The following is a 24572-nucleotide window of genomic DNA, read 5'->3' as shown; positions in this document are numbered from 1 at the left end:
TGGTCTCACTTGATCGTGATCTTGCCCTTCAGGCCCTTGTCGGCGAGGTCGGGAACCGACCAGGTATACTCGCCGGGGCGAACTGTGTGGAATTGCACCTGGATCGTTCCCGCGTCGTCGAATTCCAGCCAGGCCGGTCCGCCGTCCATATGCACCTCCAGATCGTCGATGACGATCTGGTCCATCCACACATTGCGGAACAGGTCGGTCACGAATTTGTATTCGAAACCGCCCTTGGAGGTGATCTTCCAGCGATAGCCTTGGCCGGCGATCAGCTCGAAATCCTTCTGATTGACGGCATAGGTGGAATCGGCCGAGCCGATAATCAATTCCGGCAGGTTCTTGCTGGCACGCGATGGTTTTGGCGTTGCGTCATCCGCGCTTGCGCCGATCGGAGCAAGCACAAATCCGGCGAGCGCGGCGAAGATAAATCTATGGCGAAATTTCATGTCGCGATCCTCCCCATGATCAATGTCTGCTATTTGGGCGAAATGGCCACACCCCAAGGCTGCTGGCCCACGGTGAGCGATTGGACCGGCTCGTCGGTCGCCGTATCGATGAACGTGATGTCGTTGGAGTTGCCATTCGTGGTGATCAGCGTTTTCTGGTCGGGTGTGAAGGCCAGGTGCCAGACGCGTTGGCCGACGAGGATGTATTTCTCGACCTCGAAGGTGTCGGTATTGACCACGGCGACATGGTTCGCCGGGCCGAGCGCGACATAGGCTTTCTTGCCGTCGGCGCTGATGGCGATGCCTACCGGCTGGATGGTCTCAGCCCGCAATCCCTGAATCGCGAACTGGATCTTCTTCACCACTTCGCGTTTGGCGTTATCGATGACGCTGACGGTGCCGCCCACTTCGGCGCTGACCCAGACCTGCGAGCCGTCCGGCTTGAATTCGGCAAAGCGCGGGCGCGTGTCGACCAGCACGTTATCGGTTACATCGTGGGTGCCAGTGTCGATGAAATGCGCCATGCTGGTGGTTTCCGAGGTGTTGACCATGGTCTTGCCATCAGGGCTGATACCCATGCCTTCCGGTTCCACGCCGACTGGAATCTCGGCCATGACCTGCTTGCTCTCGACGTCGATGGCGGTGACGAGGTTGTCGTCCTCATTGGCGACATAGAGCGTCTTGCCGTCAGGCGAGAGCACGAACAATTCGGGATCGGGGCCAGATGGCAGCGTGCCGACGATTTGCAGCGTCGCGGTGTCGATGATTTCGACCGTGTCGTCATCACTGGCGCAAAGATAAACGAATTTGCCGTCATGCGAGATGGTGATGCCGCGTGGCCTCTGGCCGACCTCGACGGTCTTCACCACTTGCATGGTGGCCGTGTCGACGACTGTCATCGTGTTGTCCTTCTCGTTGGAAACGTAGGCCGTATAGGCCGATGCCGGGCTGGCCGTGAGGCCGGCCGCGAGAATGGCGAATGCACAAGCTCGTGTCTGCACGCAAATTCCTCCCCTTTGGCCCTACTTGAGAACGCATTTCGTTTCCGGCTGATCGATACCAAGCGTATCGAGTTCGGAGAATTGGTGGAGATAGCCCTCCTGCGGTGATGTCGACACGACCGACTTGGTGTCGCCAAGCAGGATCGGCTGGCGAAGCTGGAGGTTCCATTTGCGGAAGGTGAGCTTCTGTCCCTTGAAGGCGGCAACCGAGAAATCGCCCGATCGGATGTAGTCACTGATCTTTTTGGCATCGTCGCCTTTGGTGCGCGTGGTGGCTTCGCCGACGGCACGCACTGCTGTCCACGCCGACATGTCCTTGGAAAGCATCCGTCGGCTCGTCGTCTTCAGGAAGCGGCTCTGCATCTGGATGCCGCCCCATTGCTCGCTGGCGGGATGCCACGACGATGCAACAAGCCCGGCCGTGCCGGCGACCAGCCGCGGCGTCCAGGTGCGGTAGGGCACGTAGGTGCCAAACACCTGGCTTTCGTCGGCGACAAGCACAATGTCGTGCTCCGGCAGATCCTGCGTGAATACGGAAATCTGCTGCTGTATCTGCGTGGCGCCGGTGTCGGTACGCCTGGCCGTGCCGGTGTCCTTGAATTCCTTCTCGGCGACGATCTGGCCGCCGAAACGGGTTGCCGCGCGGCGCAACGCGTCGGCGTAGAGATGGTCCTGCTCATGCGAGCCGTAGAGCAGCACCCAATTCGGCCACTTCTTCACCATGAGATACTGCGCCAGCGCATCGGCAAGCATGCTGCGCGTCGGCGCGATATGAAAAACATTGATGCGGCAGTCCTCCTCGCGCAGGCTATCGTCGGTGGCACCGATGTTGAAGATCAGCACGCCCTTGTCGCGGGCTATATCGGCGATCGACAGCAATTGTTTGGCCGAGAGGTCTGCGACGACATAGTGGTCACCTTTGGCGATCAGGTCCTCGAATGCCTGAACCGCGTCGGCTTCGGGTTTGATCTCGGTCACGTCGAGGCTGAATTTCTGGTCGGTGAATTTTCCGGTGGTGTTGTTATCGCCGATTGCCACAGTGGCGCCGGCGACACCTTCATCACGCGGCGGCAGGTCGAGCATGGAAAGCGTCAATTGCGGCGCGTAGGCCCGCAAATACCCTATCTTGATTTCAGTGACCTTTTTTTCCGGCTTCGCCGCCGCTTCCTGGGCTATCGCGCCCGGAGCGTTGACGGTCAGGGAAAAAAAGCACAAAAAGGCGGCGAGAGTGCCCGGCACCGCGCTCGTCATCGATAGTAATTACCCATTCTTGCGCTGAGGTCCGACGGGTGTCGGAGCAGCGCTAAGTCCAGGTGCCCATGGTCAACTTAGCCGACCCGCAAAATTTATCAAACCCTATCGGACGACTTTTCGCGTCTGCCCTGGCTCGCTGTCTTTTTGACAAACATGCCATGGCGGCTGAAAAGATTGCCATCTTCGATTTCGAGGTCGTTCGCAGCTATGTCATCCGCGACGTGCGTGAGAATCGAGCGGACGAAATCTTGTCCTCCAAACTGGAGAAACTGTTCAAATGACCAGAATGCTGGCCAGCGTCACCGGCATCGAAGAGGCGGAGATCGTTCTTTCGGGCGGCGCCGACATCGTCGATCTGAAGGATCCGAAGGCGGGAGCGTTGGGCGCGGTACCCATGGAAACCATCCGCCGAACGATTTCGTTCATCGCTGGTCGGGCTCCGGTCAGCGCGGTCTGCGGCGACCTGCCGATGGAACCCGAAACGATCCGCGCCAAGGCTGAAGAGATCGCGGCGACCGGCGTCGATTATGTCAAGATCGGGTTTTTCCCATCGGCTCACATCCCTGCCTGCGCGGAGGCGCTCGAACCGCTCGCCGCGCGAACGAAGTTGATCGCTGTGCTCTTTGCCGATATGGCGCCGGACTTCGAGCTCCTGCCGGTATTCGGCAGGCACCGCTTCCACGGCGTGATGGTTGATACCGCGCAGAAGGGAAAGGGCCGGCTGCTCGACCATTTGCCACCGGAGCGGATTCCGGGATTCGTCGATCGAGCCAAGTCGCTCGGTCTGATGGTTGGCCTGAGCGGATCGCTCGAAGCCCCGGATATTCCACGTCTATTGCCTTTCGCTCCCGATTTCCTCGGCTTTCGCGGCGCGCTGTGTGGCCATGCCGACCGCGCGGGTTCAATCAGCGCCGAGGCGGTCTCGCAGATTCGCGAATTGGTCCCGGCAGAGCCTGGGACGGGCGGTAAATCGAGCATCGACTATCGCCTGTTGGCAGCGAGAGGCTATTCGCCGGGCACCGATCCGACACTGGGCACGGACAGGATTTTCGTGCGGGATTTTGTTCTGCCGGTCCAGATCGGTGCCTACAGCTTCGAGCATGGTCATACTCAAAAGGTGCGCTTTGATGTGATCGCCGACGTGCTGCAAGTCACCGACCATCCCGAGGACATGCGCCATGTGTTCTCCTATGACATCATCATGGATGGCATTCGCACCATCGTCGCGCGGGGGCACATTCAGCTCAGCGAGGCTTTGGCCGAGCAAGTGGCGGCGCACGTTCTGGAGAACCAGCGCGTCGTGCGCGTCACGGTAAGGGTGGAAAAACTCGAGCTCGGGCCTGGCGGTGTCGGCGTCGAGATCGAACGCAAGCGCCAATCGGCAGGACGCGGTGTCGCCTCCGGCTCTGCCGGCCGAAAAAACCGAAGTAGTGTTTCCCGGCCGCGCCAGCAAGGCTCCGACGTCCTCGGGCGGGCCGTCGTCAAGCTTGGCGGCAGCACTGCCCATGCGGCGGAAATGACGAGCTGGATCGCGGCGCTGGCGGGTTCCAGGCTACCGATCGTCATCGTGCCCGGCGGCGGCCTGTTTGCCGACCAGGTGCGCGAGACGCAGACCCGCATGGATTTTTCCGACACCGCCGCACATGCCATGGCGATCCTCGCCATGGAGCAGTTCGGCCAAGTCATCCTCGATCGGGACGAAAGACTGACGCCGGCACGATCGCTGGAGGAGATTGTGCGAGCATTGGACGAAGGCAAGGTTCCGGTGTGGCTGCCGTCGTCACTTGCGTTGCCGGCACCGGACGTTCCGGCCTCTTGGGACATTACCTCCGATTCCCTGGCTGCCTGGCTTGCCGGGAAGCTTGGCGCGAACGCGCTGTTGCTTATCAAGCAGACCGATGCATTCTTCGACAACGATACCCCTGACAGCCTGAAGGCCAGGGGCATTGTCGACCCAGGCTTTGCCGCCATGCTGCCCGACGGCATCGATTTCCGTCTCGCCGGTCCGAAGGATGCCGCCGAGGCGGGCGCGCTACTCGCATCGGGCAAGCTGCCCGGCATCGGGATCGTGGCTTCGACCCGCTCGGCAAAGAAGGCAGGATAGCCGATGGTGAAGCTGCACGTGCCGCGCTGGGCGTGGGTTTTGACGGGGTCCGGGCATTTTTTCACGGAGAGCTTCGCACTTGTTCGCCAACTCGAACATTGCGATGTCTTCGTGTCGAAAGCCGCCAATGAAGTGCTGCGCATGTACAAGCTCAAACTCGATTTTCCGGAGACGACGCGCGTGCTGCACGACAAGACGGCGAGCGCCATTCCCGTCGGCGAATTTTACCACGGCGTCTACCACACGGTCGTGGTGGCGCCTGCCTCGTCCAACACGGTTGCCAAATGCGTCTGGGGTATATCCGATACGCTTGCCACCAACGTCTTTGCGCAAGCCGGAAAGTGCCGCGTGCCGATCATCGTCTTTGCCTGCGACACCGCACCCGAACTCGAAACCATGGCGCCGCATGGCCTGGTCAAAGTCTATCCGCGTAGGATTGACCTGGAAAACACCCAGCGGCTGAAGGGGTTCGAACGAACCCAGGTCGTCGAGTCGCTCGCGGACCTCAACGCGGCGGTTCAGCAACGCCGGGCCGAGCTGTCCGGCCATGGCTGAGCGGCTGGTCTTTCTCACGGGACATTTGGCCAGGGCACGGTTGGAAAAGCTGCTATCCGGTCTGGGCGAGACGGAGTTTTCGTGGGAGGTGGTCGATATAGGTGTCAAGGTCGCCGCACTGATGACCGAAGACATCATAAAGCGGCGTCTCATCGCGCCCAACGCCGTTGACCGCTTTATCCTGCCAGGGCGCTATCGCGGCGATATCGAGCAATTGTCGAACCATTTCGGCGTGCCCTTTGCGCGCGGTCCTGACGAGATCGCGGACCTGCCGGCCTTTCTCGGCCGTGTCGGCGAGCCGCCGGATCTTACGCGTCATGATATGCGCATTTTCGCCGAGATCGTCGATGCGCCAATGCTGTCGATCGAAGCGCTCATGCTGCGGGCGGGGACGCTAGCTGCGGCCGGCGCCGATGTCATCGATCTTGGCTGCCTGCCTGAAACGCCATTTCCGTTGCTGTCGGAGGCTGTGCGCGAGCTCAAGGCACAAGGGTTTCAGGTCAGCGTCGATTCGGCCAGCGCGGACGAACTGTCGATCGGTGCACGCGCCGGTGCGGACTATCTTCTCAGCCTCGACGAGAACACGCTGCCGATAATCTTCGGCCATGGGGGTACGGCAGTGTTGATCCCGTCCGCCCCTGGCGATCTGGATTCGCTTGGCCGCGCTATCGATACGGCGCAAAGGGCTGGCATTTCCTTTATCGCCGATCCCGTGTTGGATCCGATCCACTTCGGCTTCGCCCAATCGCTCGGCCGCTTCATCGAGGCGCGCCGCCGCTGGCCGGAGATCGAATTGCTGATGGGCACCGGCAATCTCACCGAGCTTACCGATGCCGATAGTTCCGGCGTTACGGCCGTTCTAACGGGCCTCTGCTCGGAGCTCGGGGTTCGAAACGTGCTAGCCGTGCATGTCAGCCCGCACACGGTGCGGACGATCGAGGAGCACGACATTGCCCGCCGCGTGATGTTTGCCGCCCGCAATGACGGTGCACTGCCGCGAAGCTATCACCCAGGCTTGCTGCAGATCCACGATCGCAAGCCTTTCACGGCCTCGACCGATGATATCGCTGCATTGGCGGCCGAGGTGCGCGACGCCAACTACCGTATCGCGGCAGCGGAGGACGGCATTCATATTTTCAATGGCAAAGGGCACGCGGTTGCCACGGGTGCGTTCGAATTCTTCGCCGCACTTGGCGTGGAGACCGACGGTGCGCATGCTTTCTATCTGGGCGCGGAACTGACGAAGGCCGAGATCGCGTGGCGCCTCGGCAAGCGCTATGTTCAGGACGAGCCGCTCGCATGGGGCGTTGCCGCACCGGCTCTCGAAACCGACCGTACCCGTCTTGCCGAACCGGGCGAGACGCTTCGCGCGAAGAAGGAGGGTTAGGTGCCTTACATTCGCGAGACAATCATCACCACTGTCGACAAGACAGGAAAGGTCCATATCGCGCCGATCGGCATCATCTCCGAAAAAGACGGCTGGGTTATCGCGCCGTTTCGCCCCTCGGTTACGCTCGACAATCTGGCGGCGGTGCCGTTCGCCATCGCCAACTACACCGACGACGTGCGCGTCTTCGCTGGATGCCTGACCGGGCGCAAGGACTGGCCGACCGTTCCCCTTGAAGATTTTCTGGTTCCCCGGTTGGCGACTGCGCTGGCGCATTCGGTTCTCGAAGTCGAGAGCGTTGACGATGATGGCGTGCGCCCTCGCCATTTCTGCCGCGTGCTTCGAGAGGAAATGCATGCGCCCTTCACCGGCCTTAACCGTGCCAAGGCGGCTGTTCTGGAACTGGCCATCCTGGTCAGCCGGCTTGGCATGCTACCCCGCGACAAGATCGAGGCCGAGATCGCGTATCTTTCGATCTCTATCGAAAAGACAGCCGGCGCCGACGAACGGGAAGCCTGGGGTTGGCTGATGCAGCGTGTCAGCGATCACCTAGCCGCCAAAGGGTCCAGCAGCGGGGACGCGTGAGCGTGACGGCGCGAGCGCCGCTACGCTGCTTGTGATCGATATCCAGCCAGCAGCGCCACCGCCGATGCTGGTGCGGCGCGGCTGGCCTCGCCGCGAACAGCTTCATGAGCGGGGACGATGTCGGCGAAATCGACAAAGCGACGTTCCATGCGCTCGGCCAGCCGCCTGATCTGCCAGCGGCCCGTTCCGGCGCCGACGATCGGAACATCTTGAGCAAGACCCCAGGCAACCAGGGATGCTGCGTCGTGGATTTTCCGCAATTGCTGCTCGCTGAACCAGCGTGCGACTTCACCCCATTCCGGCGGCGAAAGTTCAGCGGCGTCGCGCCCGACCATGCGCGCCAGTCGCGCGATTGAGCCGTGGACCGTCTTTTCCTTGCCGTCGGCGGAAGGGTGCATGTCGTCCTCCTCATCGAGCACGCCCAGGATCCGGTGCGCGTCGGCGATCGAGGCGAAATACTCGTTCATCAATGGCGTCAGTCTTCGATGGACAGGAGCAGACGAGGCTACGCCGAACAGAAATGTCCTGGTAAATCCCGTATAGACCAGTTCGCCAGTCAGAAGCCGTCCTGCATCGGTGTACCCCTCATTGACGACGGCGCCATTCTTGATTGCGATAATGTCGGTGGTGGTGGAGCCCATGTCGACGAACAGGGCATCGCCGGCCAATTTTGCCACCAAAGAGGCTGTCGCGTGCCAGTTGGCGGAGGCGACATCGGTGCTCAGCCGCGCTGCCTGCTCGACCTCGACAAAGCCGGATGATCCGGCATAGATCAGCTTTTCGCCTGTGGGAAAACGGTTGGAAATCTGATCCAGCAGCGTCGTCACGCCGATATCGCGGGACGCAAAGATGTCCGACAGTTCGCCCGTCATGGTGAACGCGTTGAGATCGGCTTCCGCATAGATCGGAGCTGTTTCGTCGAGGGCCGAGGTCAGGCTGTGCAACCCTTGCCAGAGCGGCGTGGCGATCGTTACCGCGCCGACGATGCGGCCGCCTTGCGCGCGCGTCACCTTCAGATGCGCGCCGCCAATGTCGAAGCCCGCAATGATGCTCTTTCTTTTTTCCACACTTCAAGCTTTCATGACAGCAGTTGGTCGGCGAGAAAAGCGTTGCGCATCATTCCGGTTCTCGACTTGAAAGGCGGCGAGGTCGTTCGCGCCCAGCAAGGAAAACGCGATCGCTACCGGCCGATCGTTACCCCGCTCAGCCGAAGTTCCGATGTCCTCGCCGTCGCCGAAGGGTTGCGCACGCTTTATCCCTTTTCGACCTTCTACATCGCCGATCTGGACGCCATCGGAGGCGGTACTCCAAACAGCGACGCACTTGCCCGGCTGAGGGCGATGACGCAGCCGCCTGAGCTCTGGGTCGATGCCGGCGTAGCAGACAGGAAAACACTTTCGGCGGCGCTTGCTGAACGTTCGGTGCACCCCGTGTTGGGCTCCGAATCGCAGCAGGACGATGTGCTGCTCCGGCATTTTCGCGATCATCCCGATCTCATCCTGTCCCTTGATTTCCTTGGCGATGATTTTTGCGGACCGCGTTCTCTTCTCGATGAGCCCGAGCTTTGGCCGCAAAAGGTGATCGTCATGACGCTGGCCAAAGTCGGTGCGGCCGCCGGCCCGGATTTCAGGCGGCTGGAGGAGGTCAAGGCCAAGGCGGGAAATCGGGCGGTCATCGCCGCAGGCGGCGTCCGCGATGACAATGATATCCACGCATTGTCAGCGATGGGCATCGCCGCAGCGCTGGTCGCAACCTCACTGCACAACGCCACGCTCACACCTGGTCACCTGGCGTCGCTCGGCGCCTGATCATAGTTGCTCCTCACTCCCGAAAGGCGGGCGCCCTTCGGGAGTGTCGCTTCAAAAGCCCAGAACCCTTTTCAGCCGGCGCAACAGACCATCCGTTTCGGAAGATGGCTTTTCCTGTGCGGGGCTGTCTCTTGTCTAGGCCGCGAACGGATGCTTGACGTTGTCGCGCTGAGCGGTGGCTTCGGCGGCGGTCGGGGTTCCTGCGATAGCGCGCTGGATGGCCTCCTTTGTCGCCTCGTAGTTGTATTTCTGGATCTTGGCGTCGTCGGCCGCGTCCCAATGGATGAATACGCCAACGCAAATGAACACGTCGTCCGCTTCGTTTGCCGGAATTGTCCCGTCCGCGACGCTGTCCTGCACTGCCTTTGCAACGGCGTGCTGCGCCGGGCCGAACATCTGTACAGCCTGCTTGGCGCCCTTGATCGTGACCTTGTTGAACATCACCGTATTGGGCTTGCATTGAAGATTGGGCGCGATCACCGCCAAAAGCGAGGTAAAACCGTCCTTGTTGTTGGTAAGCGCGTTGCAAAATGCCGTTTCGACTGCGCTCCCTCGCGGCCCGATGAGCAGGTCGACATGCGCGACTTCGTTGCCGTCCCCGACCAGCGATTCACCGACCATTACCTTCGAGATTTTTGCCATGCCAATTTCCTCCAAGACACAATTATGATGTCCACGGACGCTGCAACCGAGCAGGCGCTCGATGGACAGCTATCCTTGTTGGCAGCGCCCGGATTGCCCGGACCGGTTGGCTAGATAGCCGCGGAAGCACAGCTCCCGCTTTTGGAAGTCAAGCACCAACGCCGCGATTATGCAAGCGAGTGCCTAGAGTGTGGACTAAAAGAGTAGCCACGGTCAGATCGGCCGAGGTGCCGGGGTTTACTTTGTCCGCCTTCAGCCGGCGGTCGAACTCCATGAGCAGGCGAATGCGTGACGGCTCGTCGCCGTTGGCATGGAGCGTCGCCTGAACGGAAAGAGCGTCCTGTCGCGCCTGATTTGCGACTTCAATTCCGTGATTGCGCACCACGTGACTGTCGGGGAAGCCTGCGAGAAACGCCATATAGGCGAACACGGTCGGCCACATGCCGCTTTCTCCGCGAGCTAGCGCCCCTACCAGCGCGGCCAGCCCTACCCCGAACACGTCGCCGAAACAGGTGTCATACTGGCGGGCGATCATATCGCGGTCGGCAGCCTCCCGCATTGCTTCCAAGAGATGAACCTTCGGCTCCTGCCGCACATCATTCGCGGCATCTCCCAGGCCGCCTGGCGCTGCCATGGCGATCGCCTCGAACACTGCCCTGGTATCGTCCATGCTCAACGCGCGCAGCAGCGAGTCGAGATTGTCCTGCAAGCTGCCACTCCTCATTTCGGCGGCGCCTATCAGAGGCCCCGCCAGGAGGACGATGCCGAGATTGGTGTTGGTTGCTACCGCCAGGCGTGTCGCACGCACCGCCTCCAGCATGCGCTGCCCGACCGAGAGGCGAGGATCGGTCAGCGGCTCGGACGAAACCTCGGCACTCATCATGAACTGGGCGGCGGACATGCCGTGTCCGTCGGCGAACAGGTGGACGTTGCCCGGCTTCAGAGCTTCGATCTCCATCCGGCAGGCATCCTTGTAGCTAGCCCGGAGGCGTTCACGCGATAACGCCATCCTGCCGCTCCGTTACGAATTCGCCGGCGCGGTGAAACGGAAGGGCCGCGGCGCGGCGGTCGCTTCGGTGCGGTCGGCCAGGAATTTCAGCAGGGCATCGGCGATCGCTTCGGCGATGTTCACAGCGACCACCGATTGCAGTCCTGACCAGGCGGGCATGCTGTTCACCTCGAGTACGAACAAGCTGCCATCGTCGGCTCGCACGATGTCCACGCCGGCGAAATCCGCGCCGACGGCGGCTGACGCGGCGACAGCCAGCGATGCCAGCTCAGCCTTGCCAGGTCCCGAAACCGGCTCCGGCACGCCACCCCGGTTGACGTTCGTGATCCAGTCGTCGCTGCTGCGGCTCATCATCGCGACGGTTTCGCCGGCGCAGACAAAAACGCGGAAATCCCGGAAGGGCGGGCCGGCGCGCGACACATAGTGCTGGAGATAGTAGACGCTGTTCACCTCGTCTGCGGCGGGAAGGTCGGAGAGCGTACGGATCAGCCTTATCCCGCGGCCTTGCGCCCCGAACAATGGTTTCAGCACCAGCGGTCCCTCCCGAAGCTCCTGCGCCGCGATCTCCTTGGCGGCGGCAAGTCCTTCGACGGCGAATGTCGGTGGCGTTGGCAGGCCAGCATTTTTCAAGAGGAAAGTCGTCATCGACTTGTCGACGCAGCGTTCGACCGCCTGCGCCGAATTCCACACGGGAACCGACAGCCGGCTCAGCGCGTGCAGTACCCCGAGGCGCCGGGTGATCGCTTCGAACGATCCTGCGGCGATCGAACGGACGAGCACAGCATCGGGCAGCGCACCGCCGAAACCGGGGATCGAAAGTCCGCCCGGGCTGCCGGTGTCGAACGCGATCGCCGCCAGCGGCACGGTTGCAACAATAGCGCCCCGTCGACCAAGCCTTGCCGCGAGGCCACTTGAGCCGGTGTCCGAATTGTCGCTGACGATCAGGATGCGAGGGATCATGTGGTGCCTCGGATGTGGCGGATGACGGACGGGTCTCTTTGTGCCGCCATGCTAACCGAGGCTCCGTTCGAGCATCTTTGGATCACGCCGGCCAGCGCGAAACGTGTCGCCGGTTTCGATCGCCGTCACGATCACTTCGGCCGGGCTGAACAACAGTGGATCGATGGCATAGAAATCCCCCTTGAACCGCTTGAAGATCTCGGCAAAGGGTTGACCGTAGTCCCGTGAGGCGCGGCTCGGAAGTTTCTCCGCGAGGTTGCTGGCCTCTTTTGCCGACCCTTTTACGAAGAGCTGGACGCTGCCGCCATAGATGATGGCATCGTTCGTTCTGCCCATGGCGGTCAGGAAATCCGGGTGGGGGGCGGGGATTGGCGCCGCTCCGATGCCGTCGACAACGTTCTCCAGCGGAAATTTGAGATCGTTGGCCTTGTGCAGGGCAACCTCGAGCGCGCGCGCAACGATCTGCAGGCTGCCGGCAAGGCTTTGCGTCGGCGCGTAGAGGAAGGTGAGCTTGTCGGTTGCCAGTCCGGTTGCCTTGCTCACTTTCTCGACGATTGCTGGGGGAGGCGGTTTGGCAGTCTCCAGGATAAGCACGGCGGACGATGCGGTGTCTCGATAGGAAAGCGCGTCGAACAGGGGTTCGACGCGGGCGAGTGCCCGCGCCGGTCCCGATCCCATGGCGAAATAGTCCTGCGCAGACAGGTTCCAGCCCGCATATTGACTGCCTAGGCAGGCCAGTACGGGCTGCGACGAGCGCACCTCGACGGTGAACGGCCATTTCCGCTCCGTGCGGTCCATAAACACCGAAACGCTGCCGAGACCGCCCATCGCCGCCTCCGCCATGCGCAGCCCGGCCTCGATGCTGCCGGGCGCCTTGGCGCCGACATCGATAAGGAGCTCGCCCAAGGTTCCCTTGGAAGCGGCGATCCGCAGCCGTTCGGCGTCGCTGATCATGCCGTCAGCGATGCGCTGTGCATTGTCGTTCAGGAATGCCGAACCGTCTTTCATGTCCGGTCTCCCTCCCATTGGAGTTGCAACCGGCGGGCTTGCCCCTTGATGAGCCGCCTGGTCAAATCGGCGTTCGGACCGCGCGCGAAGACGGTGCAGACGGGGTCGCCGGCAATCAGAGGGGTGCCGGGCGACTGATGGTCAGCGGTCCATTCGGGCCACGCAATCGACGGAAACCGCGCGATTGGCGTCGCGGCGTAGATCACCATTGAAGCCATCGAATCGACGAAGCGTGGCAAACGGTAAGTTCCGCCGGTTGCAGCTCGCAGATGTGCTTCGATCAGCGGCGCGTCGGCCTCGTCAAAAATGTCCAGCGTGGCGCCTGGCCGCGGATTGATCTCGATGAGCTTGTAGCCATCCGATCCGCGAATGAGATCGGCGCTGCACAATCCAACCAGGCCGGCACGGCGCGTCAGGGCTGAAAGCCAGCCGCCGATGACCGCCGCCTGCCTGCGGTCGAAGCGTCTCAGCCGCACGGCCCCGCCATAGCGGTAGGGCGCCGTGGAGACGGGGGAAGTCCATTGTTGGCTGAAGCCGACGATGCGCGCGGCCTGGCCGTCGCCGACGAACAGGGCCGAGATGCTGCGTCCGGCGACGAAACGCTGGAAATAGCGGCCGGTGGTCTGGCTTTCTCCGGCCGCCTGTCTGATATGCCCACCCCCGGCGCCGCCCACGGTCTTGGCCACCCAGCTGTCTGGCTCAGGCGGTCGATCCCACCGGAATTCCGGATGTGGGATGGCGAGTTCGGCACAATCCGCGGCCAGCAATTGCGGGTCCTTGATCCTGCTGATCGCCGCGCCGCGATTGCCGGCAAGCGGAAAATGGCGAGCGACGGCGTCGACAGTCTCCGTCATCCGCTCAAAACCCGAGCCCAGGACGACGGCGACCGGCTGGTCTTCGCCGACCAGGTCCCGAAGCGTCTCGATGATGCGCTCGCCGTCGATGCCGTCCTGTAGGTTACCCGGCAGCTTGGTCGTTCGTTCTGCCAGCGCAACCGTATCGGTATCGCAGAAGAAATCAGCGACCAACGGACGGTAGCCCGCACGCCGCGCAGCCATGGCCAATGCCCGGCCTGAAATCGCCGCGATCAGCAGAGATCTGGCGCTATTTGGCAATCTCGCGTGCAAGGGAAAACGCTTCCTGGAAATCGAGCGCGATCGTTTTTTCGGATTCGATCATTCTTTTGAAAAGGCCAGACTCGACCTTATATTTGACGTTGCCGATGGCAAGGGGGCCAATTCCGACGGCCTTTGCCGCTTCTAGCGGGTCGCCATTGGCATTGACGGCCAATCCTTCGATGCCTGCGGGCCGGACCGCGTTGACGTCGGCGGCGATAAGCAAGCCGCTGCCTCTCAACTGGGCCTTTGAAACCACCTGGACGCCGGCTTTCGCACAAGCCAGTATGACCTCACTTGCTTCGACCAGATCGGTTTTCCGGGCATCGCTCGATCCGTCAGCCGCATCGACACCGATCTTGAATCGGCTTTTGATCTCGGCAGCGATCTGTTTCACCCTTTCGATGCCGTCATGGCCGACAAGCGTGACGCGGGCGCCCTCCCTTGCCGCGATGACGGCGGTGCAGAAGCCAACCACGCCGGTGGCGCCGAAAACAGCCACCCTCGTGTCCTTCAGCCCGCGCTCGAATTTCTTCTCCAACGCCTTTTCGACCTTGGCCACCATCGCCGCGGCCGTGGTGAACGAGCCGGCTGGATCGGCAAATACCGAAACCTGGAAAGGCGGCACCATCGCCTTTTTCGCGGCATCGAACATGTCGAGCGCCAACGAAGCATCCTTCCCGGCGATAAAGATGCCGGTATCGACGCCGGCATCCGGCGGACGCGAAAAGATCGCGTCCTGAACCAGGCCTGTCACCTCGCCAAGGCCAACATCGACATAGGGGACTACACTGTCGAAGCCCGTGTCGAGCGCCATGTTCACGTCGAACGGGCTCATGTGCTTCAACGGCGTCAGCATATGCAGGATATGTTTGCGGGCCATTTCTCGCCTTTCTGCTTGGAATCTGAGCGTCAGCTGCCGACGAGACCGAGTCCGGTCGAACTGATCTTCGCGCCGGAGTTCCTGCCTTTGACGATCTTGATCTGAAGGCCGTCTTCAACGGCTGTCTTCTGAACCGCGCCGACGAATTTGAGCGCGGCGTCATGCGACGGCGCGAAGGCAAAGCCTGTGGGTCCCCAGGAACTCTGGCCGATCCCGACGGCGCCCGCTTTATTGAGACGGTGAGCGACCATCTCGACCCGCTTTGAGGTGAACACACCGCCCTGCGCCGGAGCGAAATGGCTGCCGATCAGCATCTGTATCGCGGTGACGGCAGCGCCGAATGCCGCAAGATCGCGCTCGACCAAGGCCGGCATGATACCCATCAGTACCCTCCGGCAGATCTCGCCGCTGCCCGCCGTCGGGAAGGGTGGCAGTGAACGGAACGCCGCGACCTCTGCCTCGCCATGCAGTCCATGCCCGGCATGGTCGAGGATGAGGATGACGCGCCATTCTTCGGGAAACGGCAGCCGCGCCACGACCGGAGGCGGTCCGCCACGCTCGTCCTTGCCCGCGTCGACAATCACGCCGCCGTCTTCGAAACTTGCGATGCCGATTCCAGATCGGCCGCCTCGTTCGAGCAGGGTCGCGTCGCCGGCGACATCGAGAGGCAGGTTGTGGAGCGTTCGCAATGCAGAGGCGACGGCAAGGGCGATCTGCGTGCCGGACCCAAGGCCGGCGTGACTCGGGATCGACTGTTCGATCACCAAATGGTGCTGGCCGCGAATGCCGAGATGCCTGCAGAGCGTCGACAAGTGCTCACCGGCGCGAACGCTCTCGGAACCTTCGACTATGGTCTCGCCGGACCGCGACAGGGTGACAACGGTTTCGGGTTCACTCAACGGAAGCCCAACGCTGCCAAAGCGACGTCCGGCATCGCCATTGAGATCGAGGAAGCCAAGGTGAAGGCGAGCGGGCACTCGTACGGTAACAAAATTCGACATCTGCCCCCCGATGGGTGCATCATGGATGCATCATGGAAGTTTAGGTGCCCGCCACGATGATAACTGTTTTCGTCGAGGGAGCAAGCCAAAGAGAGTGCATTCATGTTTCTGCTTTGGCCTGTCGTGTTGACGGACCGAGCAATTCGGGGAGGTCGAGATGAGCGAAACGGTCAAGGAGAAGGTCTATTCGGACGCCGAGATTGCCGACCGGCTTGAGAAGGAGCTGCCGAAATGGCGCTACGAAAACGGCTGGATCCGGCGCAAATACAAGACCCACAGTTGGAAGTCGACGCTGATGGTCGTCAACACGGTTGGCCATCTCGCCGAGGCGGCGTGGCACCATCCCGATATCACCGCTTCCTATGCCTGGGTCGAGGTACGCCTGATGAACCACGCGGCGAAGGGTATCACCGACAAGGACTTCGACTTGGCGAGAAAGATCGAGGACGTTGTCCAGTGGCAGCCGGCCAAGGAAGGCGGAGCGCTGGAGGGAACTCCGGCGACTGATCAACGCTTCGCTTACATCAAATATGATTAAGCGCGGTCGGAGTTTGTTGATAGCGTATGAAAACATTCGTTAATCTGCTGGCAAGCGGGGTTCACGGCCAATCCAGTTTCGTCTAGGATCGGGCCGGCACCAGAAAGTAGTGTAGCGAATGGCGGTTGCTTGGATAGGCAACCGGGAAGCGCTGGTCGAGCGCGCGGCTGCGCATGCCGCGTCGCTGTTATCGTCAAGCCGGTGCCCGGTTTTCAGCTTTGATACGGACATACACGGCACGAGGGCGGCGATCGCGCTGGCCGAGCGGCTTGGCGCGGCATACGATCACACCGACGGCGCGGCACTTGCCCGAGAGACCATGCTTTTTACCGACAGGGGCGCGATGACCGTCGCCCCTGGGGAGACGCGCCGGCGTGCCGATATCGTGGTGATCGTGGGCGAACTCGCACAAACCCATCATGATCTTGTTACCGAACTCGCTGGCACGGTTCCCGATCTCTCGACCAGGCCCGATCTCTCGACCGGGATTGAGCGCGAGTTCTTCCTGGTGGGATCGAACGGGGTGTCCGCGCCGCCGTTGAAAAACGGGCGCAAGGCAACGCTCCTTTCCTGTGGCCAGGCTAGCCTCGGCGCCACGCTGGCGGCGCTGAGGGCGCAGTACAAGGGGCGGCAAACATCGCGACCGGTGTCGAACTTCAACGATTTCGCCAAGGCTCTGGCGGCTGCGCACTTTCCCGTGTTCCTGTTTTCAGGCCACGCCACCGATGGGTTGGCGTTGGAGATGCTGCAGGGGCTGATCGCCGATCTCAATCGCAAATCACGTGCATCTGGCCTTCATCTGCCCGCGAGCGAAAACGGGTGGGGAAGCGTGCTCGCCTCGACCTGGATGACAGGTTTTCCATTGCGCACGGGCTTTGCGCGGGGCTTCCCGGAATTCGATCCCTGGCGTTACGATGTGGCGCGCATGATCGCCGCCGGCGAAGCCGACCTGCACCTGCGGATCTCCGCCACGGTTGCCCAACTCCCGAGAAAAACGGGACGCATGGCACTGATTGCGCTGGCTAAAACGGAAGAGCCGGTCACAGGCGCCGCGGTCACCATCGCCATTGGCGAAGCTGGAGTCGATCACGATGCGGTTGTCTATTCCAGCCGTACCGGCTCGCTGAAGTCGACTGATACCCGCGCTGCTTCGAAATTGCCCTCCGCCGCGACGATCATTCGCTTGGTCGCCAGTCGGGTTTTCGCCGAGGCATTGCCATGCTGACGAAAATTGCCAACGGCGACATCGTCGACCCCGTCAACAGCCGTCTCGGCAAGGGCGACCTGTGGATCAAGGACGGCAAGATCGTCGCGGCGCCGGCTGAGGGGGTGGCCGACCGGACCATCGAAGCCGCCGGCTGCATCGTGATGGCGGGCGCCATCGACATCCACTCCCACATTGGCGGCGGTAACGTGAATACCGCGCGGCTTCTCTTGCCCGAACAGCATGCCGCCCATCAGGCCCGACCGGCGACCACGCCGCTCTCCAATGCCGGCTGGTCGACCTTCCAGACCGGCTGTCTCTACGCCAAGATGGGCTTCACGACGGTCGTCGAACCGGCGATGTCGCCGGGATCTGCACTCCACACCCATCTCGAGCTGGCCGACATCCCGATCATCGACAAGGCGACGCTCGCCATTCTCGGCAACGACGACTTCCTGCTGTCAATGATCCGTGACGCCGCCACACCTCAAATGATCGAGGACTATGTCGCCTGGACGGTCGCCTCGACGCGAGCGCTCGGGGTCAAGGTGATCAACGCCGGTGCAGCGGCCGCCTTCAAGGAAAACGCACGCACGTTCGCGCTGGACGATGTGGTGCCTTCCTACGGCGTCAGCTCGCGCAACATCGTCAAGACGCTGCAGGCCGCCGTCGACAATCTTGGCCTGCCGCATCCTTTGCATGTCCATTGCAACAATCTGGGCATTCCCGGATCTTCGGACACGGCGGCCGCGACGATTGCGGCGGCGGATGGGCAGCCGCTGCACCTTGCCCACCTCCAGTTCTATGGCTATGGCACGGAAGGAAAGCGAAGATTTTCCTCCGCTGCCGCGCGGCTTGCCGAACTGGTCAACACGACGCCGGAAGTCACCATCGATATCGGTCAGGTGATGTTCGGCCAGACGGTCACGGTCTCCTCCGACGTCATGCGGCAGTTCTCGGCGCGGGGCAGCGCGCATCCGAAAAAGACCGTCATTCATGACGGGGATGGCAATGGCGGCGGCATCGTGCCCTACAGCTATGGCAAGGACTTTTATGGCACGATGCAGTGGGCGATCGGGCTCGAGCTTTTTCTCCTGATCGACGATCCCTGGCGTGTGTTCTTCACCACCGATCACCCCAACGGTGCACCCTTTACCGCTTATCCGGCTCTGTTCGAGCTGCTGATGAGGCGGGAAGCACGCACCGAAATGGCCGCTGGACTTTCACGATCCGCCTTAGCGCACTCTACCCTGTCCGCAATCGATCGCGAATACACGTTCGAGGAAATAGCCATCATGACGCGCGCAGCGCCGGCCAGGCTGCTTGGGTTGACGGATCGAGGCCATCTCGGCGCCGGCGCGATAGCCGATATTGCTGTCTATCGCAGGAACGAAAGTATCGCGAAAATGCTCGGACAGGCGGCATATGTTTTCAAGGATGGCGATCTCGTCGTGCAGGACGGGGAGATCATCCATTACCGCTGGGGCAAGGCCCTCAGGCTTAATCCACCTGTGGACAAGGCGATGGTGCGGCGTCTGGAGGACTATCACCAGCAGCGCTACGGCCTGTCCTTGGATTGGTTCAATTTCCCGGATTCCGCGATTGCGCGTGAACAGCCATTCGGCGAGGTGCCATGCCGAACGTGAGCGTAAATGGCGTAACGATCGACGATACTTTTGCCGAAGCCTTCGGGATGCGGGCGACCGCCATCATCATCACCGCGCCGAACCGGAAATGGGCACGGCAGGCGGCGATCACGATGACCGGCTTCGCCACCTCGGTAATCGGTTGCGGCTGCGAAGCGGCAATCGATGCCGACCTGCCGCCGTCAGCCACCCCGGATGGCCGGCCCGGCTGCCGCGTGATGATCTTCGCGATGGGAACCGATGAATTGCAGAAGCAACTGCTCAATCGCGTCGGGCAGTGTGTTTTGACTTCGCCGGGCTCCGCCTGCTTTGCCGGGCTGGAGGGCAGCGCTAAGCTCAAGCTCGGTTCGGCACTGCGTTATTTCGGCGACGGCTGGCAAATCTCCAAGAAGATCGGCGACAGGCATTTCTGGCGCATTCCCGTCATGGATGGTGAATTCCTCTGCGAGGCAACAACCGGACTGACGAAGGAAGCCGTCGGCGGCGGCAATTTCTTTGTCATGGCCGAAAGCAGCGCCAACGCATTGGTCGCGGCCGAGGCCGCGGTCGCCGCGATCGGAATGGTGCCCGGTGCCATCGTGCCGTTCCCGGGCGGCATCGCCCGTTCGGGTTCCAAGATAGGTGGCAAATACAAGGGCATGATCGCCTCGGCCAACGAAGCCTACGCGCCGACACTGCGCGGTGTGGTTGCGAGTGAGCTCGGCCCCGACATCAACGCCGTCCTGGAAATCGTCATTGATGGTGAGACCAATGATGCCGTTGCCGCGGCGATGAAGGCCGGCATCAAGGCCGTCATCCAGATCGGACCGAAGAAAGGCGCGGTTCGCATCGGCGCCGGCAATTACGGCGGCAAGCTCGGTAAGTTCATCTATTCGCTGAAGGATATGTTGCCATGAAGGCGCTGACCTTCACTCTTGTTGCCGAACCGCCTGAGCGCCTCGACCTGTCGCCGCTGACGCCGGAGCGGCTTGCTGGGAGCGAAAGACGGGATATCGAAAAAATCCGGATCGGCATGTCGAAGCACGGATCGAAGGTGGGCGACATTTTTCGCCTCGCCGGCAGCGATCCGCTTAGCATCGTGTTCGAAGGTGGAAGCACACGCCTCGACCGGGTGGCGCAAGGCATGGGAGGTGGATCGGTTCGCGTGATCGGCAATACTGGCGCGCAGGCCGGGCGCGCCATGCGCAGCGGCAAGCTGACGATCGAAGGCAATGCGGGGCCGCACGCCGGCTCTGGCATGCGCGGCGGCAGGCTGGAGATAACAGGTAATGCCGGCGATCACCTTGGTGCGCCGCTCGTCGGCGAACTGGCCGGCATGAATGGCGGCGTGCTGATCGTCAGGGGCAGGGCGGGCGCCTTCGCCGCGGACCGGATGCGGCGCGGTCTGATCTCGGTGCTGAAAGGCTCGGGCGACTATGCCGGCAGCCGCATGATCGCAGGCACGCTGGTGGTAGCCGGTGGCATAGGTGAAATGCCCGGCTACCTGATGCGTCGCGGTTCGATCCTTCTTGATCGCGCGCCGGGACATCTGTCGCCGAGCTTCGTCGAGTGTGGCGCGCCCGAGAGCGTTTTTGCCACCATCATCGATCGTCATCTGATCGCCGAAGGCATTTTGAAACGGCCGCTGCTGGGGAGCGCACCACATAAATATGGCGGCGACAACGCGGTGCTTGGAATGGGCGAGGTTCTCTTTCCGCGCCGATGAGGTTTCCGGCAACGAGATCGATCAAGTGCTTGTGCCTGTCGAGCGGCCCTGCTCGTTGAGCTTTAGGAATGTGTCCAAACGTCGATTTGCCGCCAGTTATTGGCTTCGCCAAGGTTAAAGCGGCCTACTGGAGACCTGTAGGGCGCGTTTCGGCGGATGCGCGGGCGGATAATTGCGCTTCCGCTGAGCGAAACATGTCCTCGAATCCAAGCTCGGTTTCAAACACGGTGCTTCCCAGGCTGATCGCCAGAACGTCCTCGGTCCCCTTGGGCGCGAAATAGACCCGCGCGACGCTTGCCCGAATGCGCTCGCCAATTTCCGCGGCCTCCGCTTCGGTCGTACCTGGAAGAAAGACTCCGAACATCGATGTTCCTATGCGACCTACCATATCCTCCTTGCGGACCGAAGACTGAATGGCCGATGCGACGAGCCGCAAGGCCTCATCGCCCCAATCTGGGCCGAAGCGAAGATTTATGGAGCGAAGGTGTTCGGCATGAATCACCAGGAAGGCGCCCGAGCGCGGCCCTGGCGCTGACGGCCTGGCCGCGCGCCGCTCGACCATCGAGGTGAAAACCGGGCCGTTCAGGCAGCCTGTCACCCTGTCATAGGTCTCGGCCCTGTTGAGCTCCCGCCGGTAGCCGCGGATCTGGGCCTGCTTCAAGCCGATCAATACGAAAAGCGGCAGACCGATGATCAGAGGCAGCAGCACCGCAGTGACCATGCTGCGCCCGAACGGCGTCAGGACATCGCTGAACAACAGCAGATAATTGAGGCCCACGGAGAGGGCAAGGCTGCCAACGGTCCCCAGGACGGCGAGCCACGCGACACCCTTCCATACCGGCTCGGTGGCGGTCGTTTCGGCTTGTGCCATTACCAATCTCCTGTCAGATCGGCGAGCATAGCGCCGGCATGCGCAATTTCAGTTGCGGCAAACCATACAATTTGATCGATGTGCGAATCGTGAATCGATTTCGCCTATCGCGGCGGGCCGAAAACTCCCACCTCCGCGTCCTCGGCGACTGCTTGCGCCTTGCCATAGATGCCGGTGGGCAGCGCGATCGCCCAGCCGTTGGACACAAGCCAGGCGCCGACATCCTGCTTGCCAAGGCTACACGGCGCGGCAATGGCAAAACGTTCGATCTCCGGCGGCATGAAGCACTTCAGCGCGCGCCCACGCAGCCAGGAGTTGAAGGCGGCGCGTGCGCGCTGGCCGCAGGACCAAGCGACATCGTGAAACGAGCAGGTGGCTTCCGGTTCTATGCTGGCCACACCACTGACGGCCACTTTGCGTCCCATGGATTCGAAAGTCGCCGATGACGTTGCCATTGGCCGGAAGAGCAGGGTTTCGCGCCAGTCATCTGGCATGGGCGTTTTAGGGGGCACGGCGAGGCCGAGGTCGCCGAGCGGCGGCCGGGCTTCGATCCGCTCGATCTCGGGCAGGTCAATCGACGGCAGCGCGACAATGCCCTCGGCAACCCTGCGCGCTTCTCGCCATCTTCCGTCGAGAACAGTCGTCTGCGACCGGGCTGGTTGCCCGGCATTCTCGACACGAGTCCCAAGGGCAGGCCTGTCGGTCGCAAGCAAGGCTCCGGCATGCATGATCAGGGCAATCCCGAACAGCAGCTCGAGGCCTCCGACCGTAATGACCAGGCGGGCCAGCACAGCGTTCGTTACCGGACGGTCAGAACCCCGAGGTCGATTTGGCAACCAGTTTGAGCGCACCCTTTTCTATCCGATAGAATGGCATCGATCTTTGGCTGGATCCATCGGCGCGAAAGCGGAACAGGCCGGTCGATCCGCGAAATCCACTCGGATTTTCGAGCACCTGTTTGCTGAAACCGTCAGGTCCGACCGCGCTGGCAATTCCTGCAGTCAGCGCAACCATATCATAAGCGTAGGCTACGTTGACGTCGGCGGGATAATTGTATGTCGTCCTGAAGCGATCGGCGATCGGCCCGGTTTCGCCCGGATCGAGCGTTGCGATATAGGCTCCCTCGAACGATGGTTCCATGGGATGCTCCAGCCAACGGCTGGTTCCGACGACGGAGGTCGCCTTGCCCGCAATGCCCTTTGATTTGAGAGCGGCAAGTATCGGCGACGGGCTGGCATCGCCGCTGGCAATGATGACCGCGTCGGGAGTGTCCACGAGCGAGGCCATTTCGTCGACCGCCTTGGCGGCGCCGTCGCCGGCCGAATATGGAACGGTGACGGCGAGCGTCGCGCCATAGATGCTGAGACTGTTGGCGACCCGCTTCTCGACCGTGCTGGCATTCGAGCCACCCGCGACAAACAATACGAATTTTTTTCCGCCTTTTGCGGCGATGCCCGCAGCGCCCGCCGCCGCACTGTCCGCTTCGCTGAGGCGCACGGCATAAACACCGGCGCCGCCCGCGAAATTGTCGGCAAGCGCCAGCACGGGCGGCCGCTTCGATCCCGACAATGTGGCGATATGCTGGGCTGCCGGCAGTTCGGTCGGCCCGATGACGACTTTCGTGCCGGTCGTCAGGGCTTGCAGCGCCAATTTGCCGGCCTGTGCGTTGTCGCCCCTGGTGTCCTCCACCGTCAGCGTAAGCAATCCATTGCCGATATCGGTCATCGCGAGCTTGGCGCCATCGAGCATCTTGCGGCCATTTTCCCCCGCCGTTCCCGGGGCGGATAATGGCAATAGCATGGTAATTTTCGTCGAACCGGCACCCATCGACTGGGTTGCCTGGGCCGGGCCGGCGGCCGGGGCGCCGTCCTGCCCGGCAGGCGCGGCAATCGCCGCCGGATCGAGCGCTTCGGTAACGCCCCCCTTCGACTGGCAGCCCGACAATACCGCGGCGAGCGCGAAGGCGGTTGCCCAAATCTTCAGCCCACGGACCCGTCGGCCAGCTTCCATGATTGTCCCACCCTGTTCACCGCCGGCTTATTATTCCCGGTCTGGTCTCCGACGCATGTTACGGCGAACTGGTCGTGCCGTCCTGTTTTTCTTCAGCCGCCGAAGAGCCGGGCCCTCAGCGCCCCGACCCGTCGCGCTTGCCCTGAGAAGGTATCGCGGTCCGACGAAAACGCGGAAACGCCGAACGTCGCCATCGGCAACGGCACGGTCGGCTGATAGCTCGCGAACGCCTTGAATGTCTGTCGCATACCACACTGCGGTTGCGTCACAATGGGATCGGCTGCGCCGAGCCGGACGACGGAGGTTGTGCCATGGGAGGCTGCTCCAGCCGGTCGGCGCAAGCCAGCGTGACGACTTGGCCAATGCCGGACAGGGCGATCGTTGCGGCGATCGCCTTCAGGAGTTGATCCGTCCGCTGCCATGGTGGCCAACAGGCGCAGGTTGCCTATCCGGTCAGTGCATGTACTCGACCATGCGATCGTGGAAACACTCGCATTTGTTGAGCGTGTCTTCGTCCTTGTAGTTCGTCTTCAGATAGCCGTAAGCCATGCCGCAGGCGACCTTGGCTTCCGAGGCCCAGACGAAAACCGGCCGGGACGAATTGATCCATTCCGAGCTGTTTGCGACGGCGACCGACTCGTCCATCAGCTTCACCACCTGATCCCTGAGATCGACGATGTTGTCGTTCAGCACCAGGTTGGAGGTGCCGACGACACCGCAATAATCGCCCGTGGGTCCTTCGATGATGTCGGCGGCATTGAGGCCCGTCGACAAGATCGACAGCAGACCGGCCCCAAAAGCCACCCGCAAGATTCTGTTCATGTTGCTCACCCCGTT

At 62.0% G+C, this 24572-nt stretch carries 26 protein-coding genes; 11 read left to right on the top strand and 15 right to left on the bottom strand.

Annotation, left to right across the window (positions count from 1 at the left end; all coding sequences use genetic code 11):
- Positions 1 to 5: 5 nt before the first annotated feature.
- The 3 genes from FJ972_RS24860 to FJ972_RS24850 are packed head-to-tail and all read right to left on the bottom strand — an operon-like array spanning position 6 to position 2701.
- Positions 6 to 449: a hypothetical protein gene (locus FJ972_RS24860; RefSeq protein WP_140498197.1), complete on the bottom strand. Its 444-nt coding sequence runs from the start codon at positions 447 to 449 to the stop codon at positions 6 to 8.
- Between the two features lie 29 nt (positions 450 to 478).
- Positions 479 to 1450, bottom strand: a complete 972-nt coding sequence (locus FJ972_RS24855) for a YVTN family beta-propeller repeat protein (protein WP_140524705.1) — start codon at positions 1448 to 1450, stop codon at positions 479 to 481.
- A gap of 21 nt (positions 1451 to 1471) precedes the next feature.
- Positions 1472 to 2701 (bottom strand): ABC transporter substrate-binding protein, encoded by a 1230-nt coding sequence (locus FJ972_RS24850; RefSeq protein WP_140524704.1) that lies wholly within the window; start codon positions 2699 to 2701, stop codon positions 1472 to 1474.
- Between the two features lie 68 nt (positions 2702 to 2769).
- Here FJ972_RS24850 and FJ972_RS24845 point away from each other — a divergent pair, with 68 nt between their 5' ends.
- Genes FJ972_RS24845 through FJ972_RS24825 form a run of 5 tightly spaced genes read left to right on the top strand, consistent with a single transcriptional unit; the run spans position 2770 to position 7335 of the window.
- Positions 2770 to 2985 (top strand): hypothetical protein, encoded by a 216-nt coding sequence (locus FJ972_RS24845; protein WP_181170932.1) that lies wholly within the window; start codon positions 2770 to 2772, stop codon positions 2983 to 2985.
- Positions 2982 to 4808: a (5-formylfuran-3-yl)methyl phosphate synthase gene (locus FJ972_RS24840; RefSeq protein WP_140524703.1), complete on the top strand. Its 1827-nt coding sequence runs from the start codon at positions 2982 to 2984 to the stop codon at positions 4806 to 4808. The genes FJ972_RS24845 and FJ972_RS24840 overlap by 4 nt, the downstream gene beginning before the upstream one ends.
- A gap of 3 nt (positions 4809 to 4811) precedes the next feature.
- Entirely contained in the window at positions 4812 to 5363 is a 552-nt protein-coding gene (locus FJ972_RS24835; RefSeq protein ID WP_140524702.1) for a flavoprotein, read from the top strand.
- Positions 5356 to 6750, top strand: coding sequence for a DUF6513 domain-containing protein (locus FJ972_RS24830; RefSeq protein ID WP_140524701.1), 1395 nt, complete (start codon positions 5356 to 5358; stop codon positions 6748 to 6750). The genes FJ972_RS24835 and FJ972_RS24830 overlap by 8 nt, the downstream gene beginning before the upstream one ends.
- The gene (locus FJ972_RS24825) at positions 6751 to 7335 is read left to right on the top strand and encodes a DUF447 domain-containing protein (protein WP_140524700.1); all 585 of its coding nucleotides are present in this window, start codon (positions 6751 to 6753) and stop codon (positions 7333 to 7335) included.
- A gap of 20 nt (positions 7336 to 7355) precedes the next feature.
- Here the strand turns inward: FJ972_RS24825 and FJ972_RS24820 are convergent, their stop codons facing one another.
- Entirely contained in the window at positions 7356 to 8402 is a 1047-nt protein-coding gene (locus FJ972_RS24820) for a hydantoinase/oxoprolinase family protein (RefSeq protein WP_140524699.1), read from the bottom strand.
- On the opposite strand from FJ972_RS24820, the gene FJ972_RS24815 reads away from it, so the two are divergent.
- Positions 8352 to 9143 (top strand): HisA/HisF-related TIM barrel protein, encoded by a 792-nt coding sequence (locus FJ972_RS24815; protein ID WP_140524698.1) that lies wholly within the window; start codon positions 8352 to 8354, stop codon positions 9141 to 9143. The two genes, FJ972_RS24820 and FJ972_RS24815, sit on opposite strands and share 51 nt — an antisense overlap.
- 135 nt (positions 9144 to 9278) lie before the next feature.
- Here FJ972_RS24815 and fae read toward each other — a convergent pair whose 3' ends face one another.
- The 7 genes from fae to FJ972_RS24780 form a co-directional block, all read right to left on the bottom strand.
- Positions 9279 to 9785, bottom strand: a complete 507-nt coding sequence (gene fae / locus FJ972_RS24810) for a formaldehyde-activating enzyme (protein ID WP_140498176.1) — start codon at positions 9783 to 9785, stop codon at positions 9279 to 9281.
- Positions 9786 to 9933: 148 nt separating this feature from the next.
- Positions 9934 to 10743 (bottom strand): triphosphoribosyl-dephospho-CoA synthase, encoded by an 810-nt coding sequence (locus FJ972_RS24805; RefSeq protein WP_246673099.1) that lies wholly within the window; start codon positions 10741 to 10743, stop codon positions 9934 to 9936.
- A gap of 63 nt (positions 10744 to 10806) precedes the next feature.
- Positions 10807 to 11754, bottom strand: coding sequence for an ATP-grasp domain-containing protein (locus FJ972_RS24800; RefSeq protein ID WP_140515160.1), 948 nt, complete (start codon positions 11752 to 11754; stop codon positions 10807 to 10809).
- A gap of 51 nt (positions 11755 to 11805) precedes the next feature.
- Positions 11806 to 12762: a methenyltetrahydromethanopterin cyclohydrolase gene (mch, locus tag FJ972_RS24795; RefSeq protein WP_140498170.1), complete on the bottom strand. Its 957-nt coding sequence runs from the start codon at positions 12760 to 12762 to the stop codon at positions 11806 to 11808.
- Positions 12759 to 13820 carry an ATP-grasp domain-containing protein gene (locus FJ972_RS24790; RefSeq protein WP_226880412.1) on the bottom strand — a complete coding sequence of 354 codons (1062 nt, stop codon included), beginning with the start codon at positions 13818 to 13820 and terminating at the stop codon, positions 12759 to 12761. Before FJ972_RS24790 ends, mch begins: the two co-directional genes overlap by 4 nt.
- A gap of 46 nt (positions 13821 to 13866) precedes the next feature.
- A complete protein-coding gene (locus FJ972_RS24785; protein ID WP_140524696.1) occupies positions 13867 to 14760 on the bottom strand; it encodes an NAD(P)-dependent methylenetetrahydromethanopterin dehydrogenase in 894 nt (297 codons plus the stop codon).
- A 29-nt stretch (positions 14761 to 14789) separates the two neighbouring features.
- Positions 14790 to 15761, bottom strand: coding sequence for a beta-ribofuranosylaminobenzene 5'-phosphate synthase family protein (locus FJ972_RS24780; RefSeq protein ID WP_140524695.1), 972 nt, complete (start codon positions 15759 to 15761; stop codon positions 14790 to 14792).
- 157 nt (positions 15762 to 15918) lie between these two features.
- On the opposite strand from FJ972_RS24780, the gene FJ972_RS24775 reads away from it, so the two are divergent.
- The 5 genes from FJ972_RS24775 to FJ972_RS24755 all read left to right on the top strand — a co-directional run bounded on the left by FJ972_RS24775 (position 15919) and on the right by FJ972_RS24755 (position 20854).
- Positions 15919 to 16299: a 4a-hydroxytetrahydrobiopterin dehydratase gene (locus tag FJ972_RS24775; RefSeq protein ID WP_140524694.1), complete on the top strand. Its 381-nt coding sequence runs from the start codon at positions 15919 to 15921 to the stop codon at positions 16297 to 16299.
- 385 nt (positions 16300 to 16684) lie between these two features.
- Positions 16685 to 17524, top strand: a complete 840-nt coding sequence (locus FJ972_RS24770) for a tungsten formylmethanofuran dehydrogenase (RefSeq protein WP_226880409.1) — start codon at positions 16685 to 16687, stop codon at positions 17522 to 17524.
- Complete coding sequence (locus FJ972_RS24765) at positions 17518 to 19149, top strand: formylmethanofuran dehydrogenase subunit A (protein ID WP_140524692.1); 1632 nt, start codon at positions 17518 to 17520, stop codon at positions 19147 to 19149. The genes FJ972_RS24770 and FJ972_RS24765 overlap by 7 nt, the downstream gene beginning before the upstream one ends.
- On the top strand, positions 19137 to 20045 hold the full coding sequence (gene fhcD, locus FJ972_RS24760) for a formylmethanofuran--tetrahydromethanopterin N-formyltransferase (RefSeq protein WP_140515165.1): 909 nt from the start codon (positions 19137 to 19139) through the stop codon (positions 20043 to 20045). Before FJ972_RS24765 ends, fhcD begins: the two co-directional genes overlap by 13 nt.
- Positions 20042 to 20854 carry a formylmethanofuran dehydrogenase subunit C gene (locus FJ972_RS24755; protein ID WP_140524691.1) on the top strand — a complete coding sequence of 271 codons (813 nt, stop codon included), beginning with the start codon at positions 20042 to 20044 and terminating at the stop codon, positions 20852 to 20854. The genes fhcD and FJ972_RS24755 overlap by 4 nt, the downstream gene beginning before the upstream one ends.
- Positions 20855 to 20978: 124 nt before the next feature.
- Here the strand turns inward: FJ972_RS24755 and FJ972_RS24750 are convergent, their stop codons facing one another.
- The 4 genes from FJ972_RS24750 to FJ972_RS24735 all read right to left on the bottom strand — a co-directional run bounded on the left by FJ972_RS24750 (position 20979) and on the right by FJ972_RS24735 (position 24557).
- Positions 20979 to 21725: a GGDEF domain-containing protein gene (locus FJ972_RS24750; protein ID WP_140524690.1), complete on the bottom strand. Its 747-nt coding sequence runs from the start codon at positions 21723 to 21725 to the stop codon at positions 20979 to 20981.
- Positions 21726 to 21829: 104 nt separating this feature from the next.
- The gene (locus FJ972_RS24745) at positions 21830 to 22516 is read right to left on the bottom strand and encodes a thermonuclease family protein (protein WP_140524689.1); all 687 of its coding nucleotides are present in this window, start codon (positions 22514 to 22516) and stop codon (positions 21830 to 21832) included.
- A gap of 19 nt (positions 22517 to 22535) precedes the next feature.
- Positions 22536 to 23735 (bottom strand): ABC transporter substrate-binding protein, encoded by a 1200-nt coding sequence (locus FJ972_RS24740; RefSeq protein ID WP_140524688.1) that lies wholly within the window; start codon positions 23733 to 23735, stop codon positions 22536 to 22538.
- A 453-nt stretch (positions 23736 to 24188) separates the two neighbouring features.
- On the bottom strand, positions 24189 to 24557 hold the full coding sequence (locus FJ972_RS24735; RefSeq protein ID WP_140498145.1) for a hypothetical protein: 369 nt from the start codon (positions 24555 to 24557) through the stop codon (positions 24189 to 24191).
- Between the last annotated feature and the right edge of the window lie 15 nt (positions 24558 to 24572).

Source organism: Mesorhizobium sp. B2-1-1, assembly GCF_006442975.2.
Classification (GTDB): domain Bacteria; phylum Pseudomonadota; class Alphaproteobacteria; order Rhizobiales; family Rhizobiaceae; genus Mesorhizobium.
The sequence above is the reverse complement of the archived record's forward strand: the minus strand, read 5'-3'. Positions and strand labels throughout refer to the sequence as shown.

What these genes read in the sequence shown, in the direction of transcription:
- FJ972_RS24815 (WP_140524698.1), top strand. Translation starts at nt 8,352, where the DNA reads ATGCGCGCCGCCAATGTCGAAGCCCGCAATGATGCTCTTTCTTTTTTC.
- FJ972_RS24740 (WP_140524688.1), bottom strand. Translation starts at nt 23,735, where the DNA reads ATGGAAGCTGGCCGACGGGTCCGTGGGCTGAAGATTTGGGCAACCGCC.
- FJ972_RS24735 (WP_140498145.1), bottom strand. Translation starts at nt 24,557, where the DNA reads ATGAACAGAATCTTGCGGGTGGCTTTTGGGGCCGGTCTGCTGTCGATC.
- fae (WP_140498176.1), bottom strand. Translation starts at nt 9,785, where the DNA reads ATGGCAAAAATCTCGAAGGTAATGGTCGGTGAATCGCTGGTCGGGGAC.
- FJ972_RS24805 (WP_246673099.1), bottom strand. Translation starts at nt 10,743, where the DNA reads ATGGAGATCGAAGCTCTGAAGCCGGGCAACGTCCACCTGTTCGCCGAC.
- FJ972_RS24850 (WP_140524704.1), bottom strand. Translation starts at nt 2,701, where the DNA reads ATGACGAGCGCGGTGCCGGGCACTCTCGCCGCCTTTTTGTGCTTTTTT.
- FJ972_RS24830 (WP_140524701.1), top strand. Translation starts at nt 5,356, where the DNA reads ATGGCTGAGCGGCTGGTCTTTCTCACGGGACATTTGGCCAGGGCACGG.
- mch (WP_140498170.1), bottom strand. Translation starts at nt 12,762, where the DNA reads ATGAAAGACGGTTCGGCATTCCTGAACGACAATGCACAGCGCATCGCT.
- FJ972_RS24785 (WP_140524696.1), bottom strand. Translation starts at nt 14,760, where the DNA reads ATGGCCCGCAAACATATCCTGCATATGCTGACGCCGTTGAAGCACATG.
- FJ972_RS24780 (WP_140524695.1), bottom strand. Translation starts at nt 15,761, where the DNA reads ATGTCGAATTTTGTTACCGTACGAGTGCCCGCTCGCCTTCACCTTGGC.
- FJ972_RS24860 (WP_140498197.1), bottom strand. Translation starts at nt 449, where the DNA reads ATGAAATTTCGCCATAGATTTATCTTCGCCGCGCTCGCCGGATTTGTG.
- FJ972_RS24755 (WP_140524691.1), top strand. Translation starts at nt 20,042, where the DNA reads ATGAAGGCGCTGACCTTCACTCTTGTTGCCGAACCGCCTGAGCGCCTC.
- FJ972_RS24840 (WP_140524703.1), top strand. Translation starts at nt 2,982, where the DNA reads ATGACCAGAATGCTGGCCAGCGTCACCGGCATCGAAGAGGCGGAGATC.
- FJ972_RS24750 (WP_140524690.1), bottom strand. Translation starts at nt 21,725, where the DNA reads ATGGCACAAGCCGAAACGACCGCCACCGAGCCGGTATGGAAGGGTGTC.
- FJ972_RS24800 (WP_140515160.1), bottom strand. Translation starts at nt 11,754, where the DNA reads ATGATCCCTCGCATCCTGATCGTCAGCGACAATTCGGACACCGGCTCA.
- FJ972_RS24775 (WP_140524694.1), top strand. Translation starts at nt 15,919, where the DNA reads ATGAGCGAAACGGTCAAGGAGAAGGTCTATTCGGACGCCGAGATTGCC.
- FJ972_RS24845 (WP_181170932.1), top strand. Translation starts at nt 2,770, where the DNA reads ATGGTCAACTTAGCCGACCCGCAAAATTTATCAAACCCTATCGGACGA.
- FJ972_RS24765 (WP_140524692.1), top strand. Translation starts at nt 17,518, where the DNA reads ATGCTGACGAAAATTGCCAACGGCGACATCGTCGACCCCGTCAACAGC.
- FJ972_RS24790 (WP_226880412.1), bottom strand. Translation starts at nt 13,820, where the DNA reads ATGGCTGCGCGGCGTGCGGGCTACCGTCCGTTGGTCGCTGATTTCTTC.
- FJ972_RS24835 (WP_140524702.1), top strand. Translation starts at nt 4,812, where the DNA reads ATGGTGAAGCTGCACGTGCCGCGCTGGGCGTGGGTTTTGACGGGGTCC.
- fhcD (WP_140515165.1), top strand. Translation starts at nt 19,137, where the DNA reads ATGCCGAACGTGAGCGTAAATGGCGTAACGATCGACGATACTTTTGCC.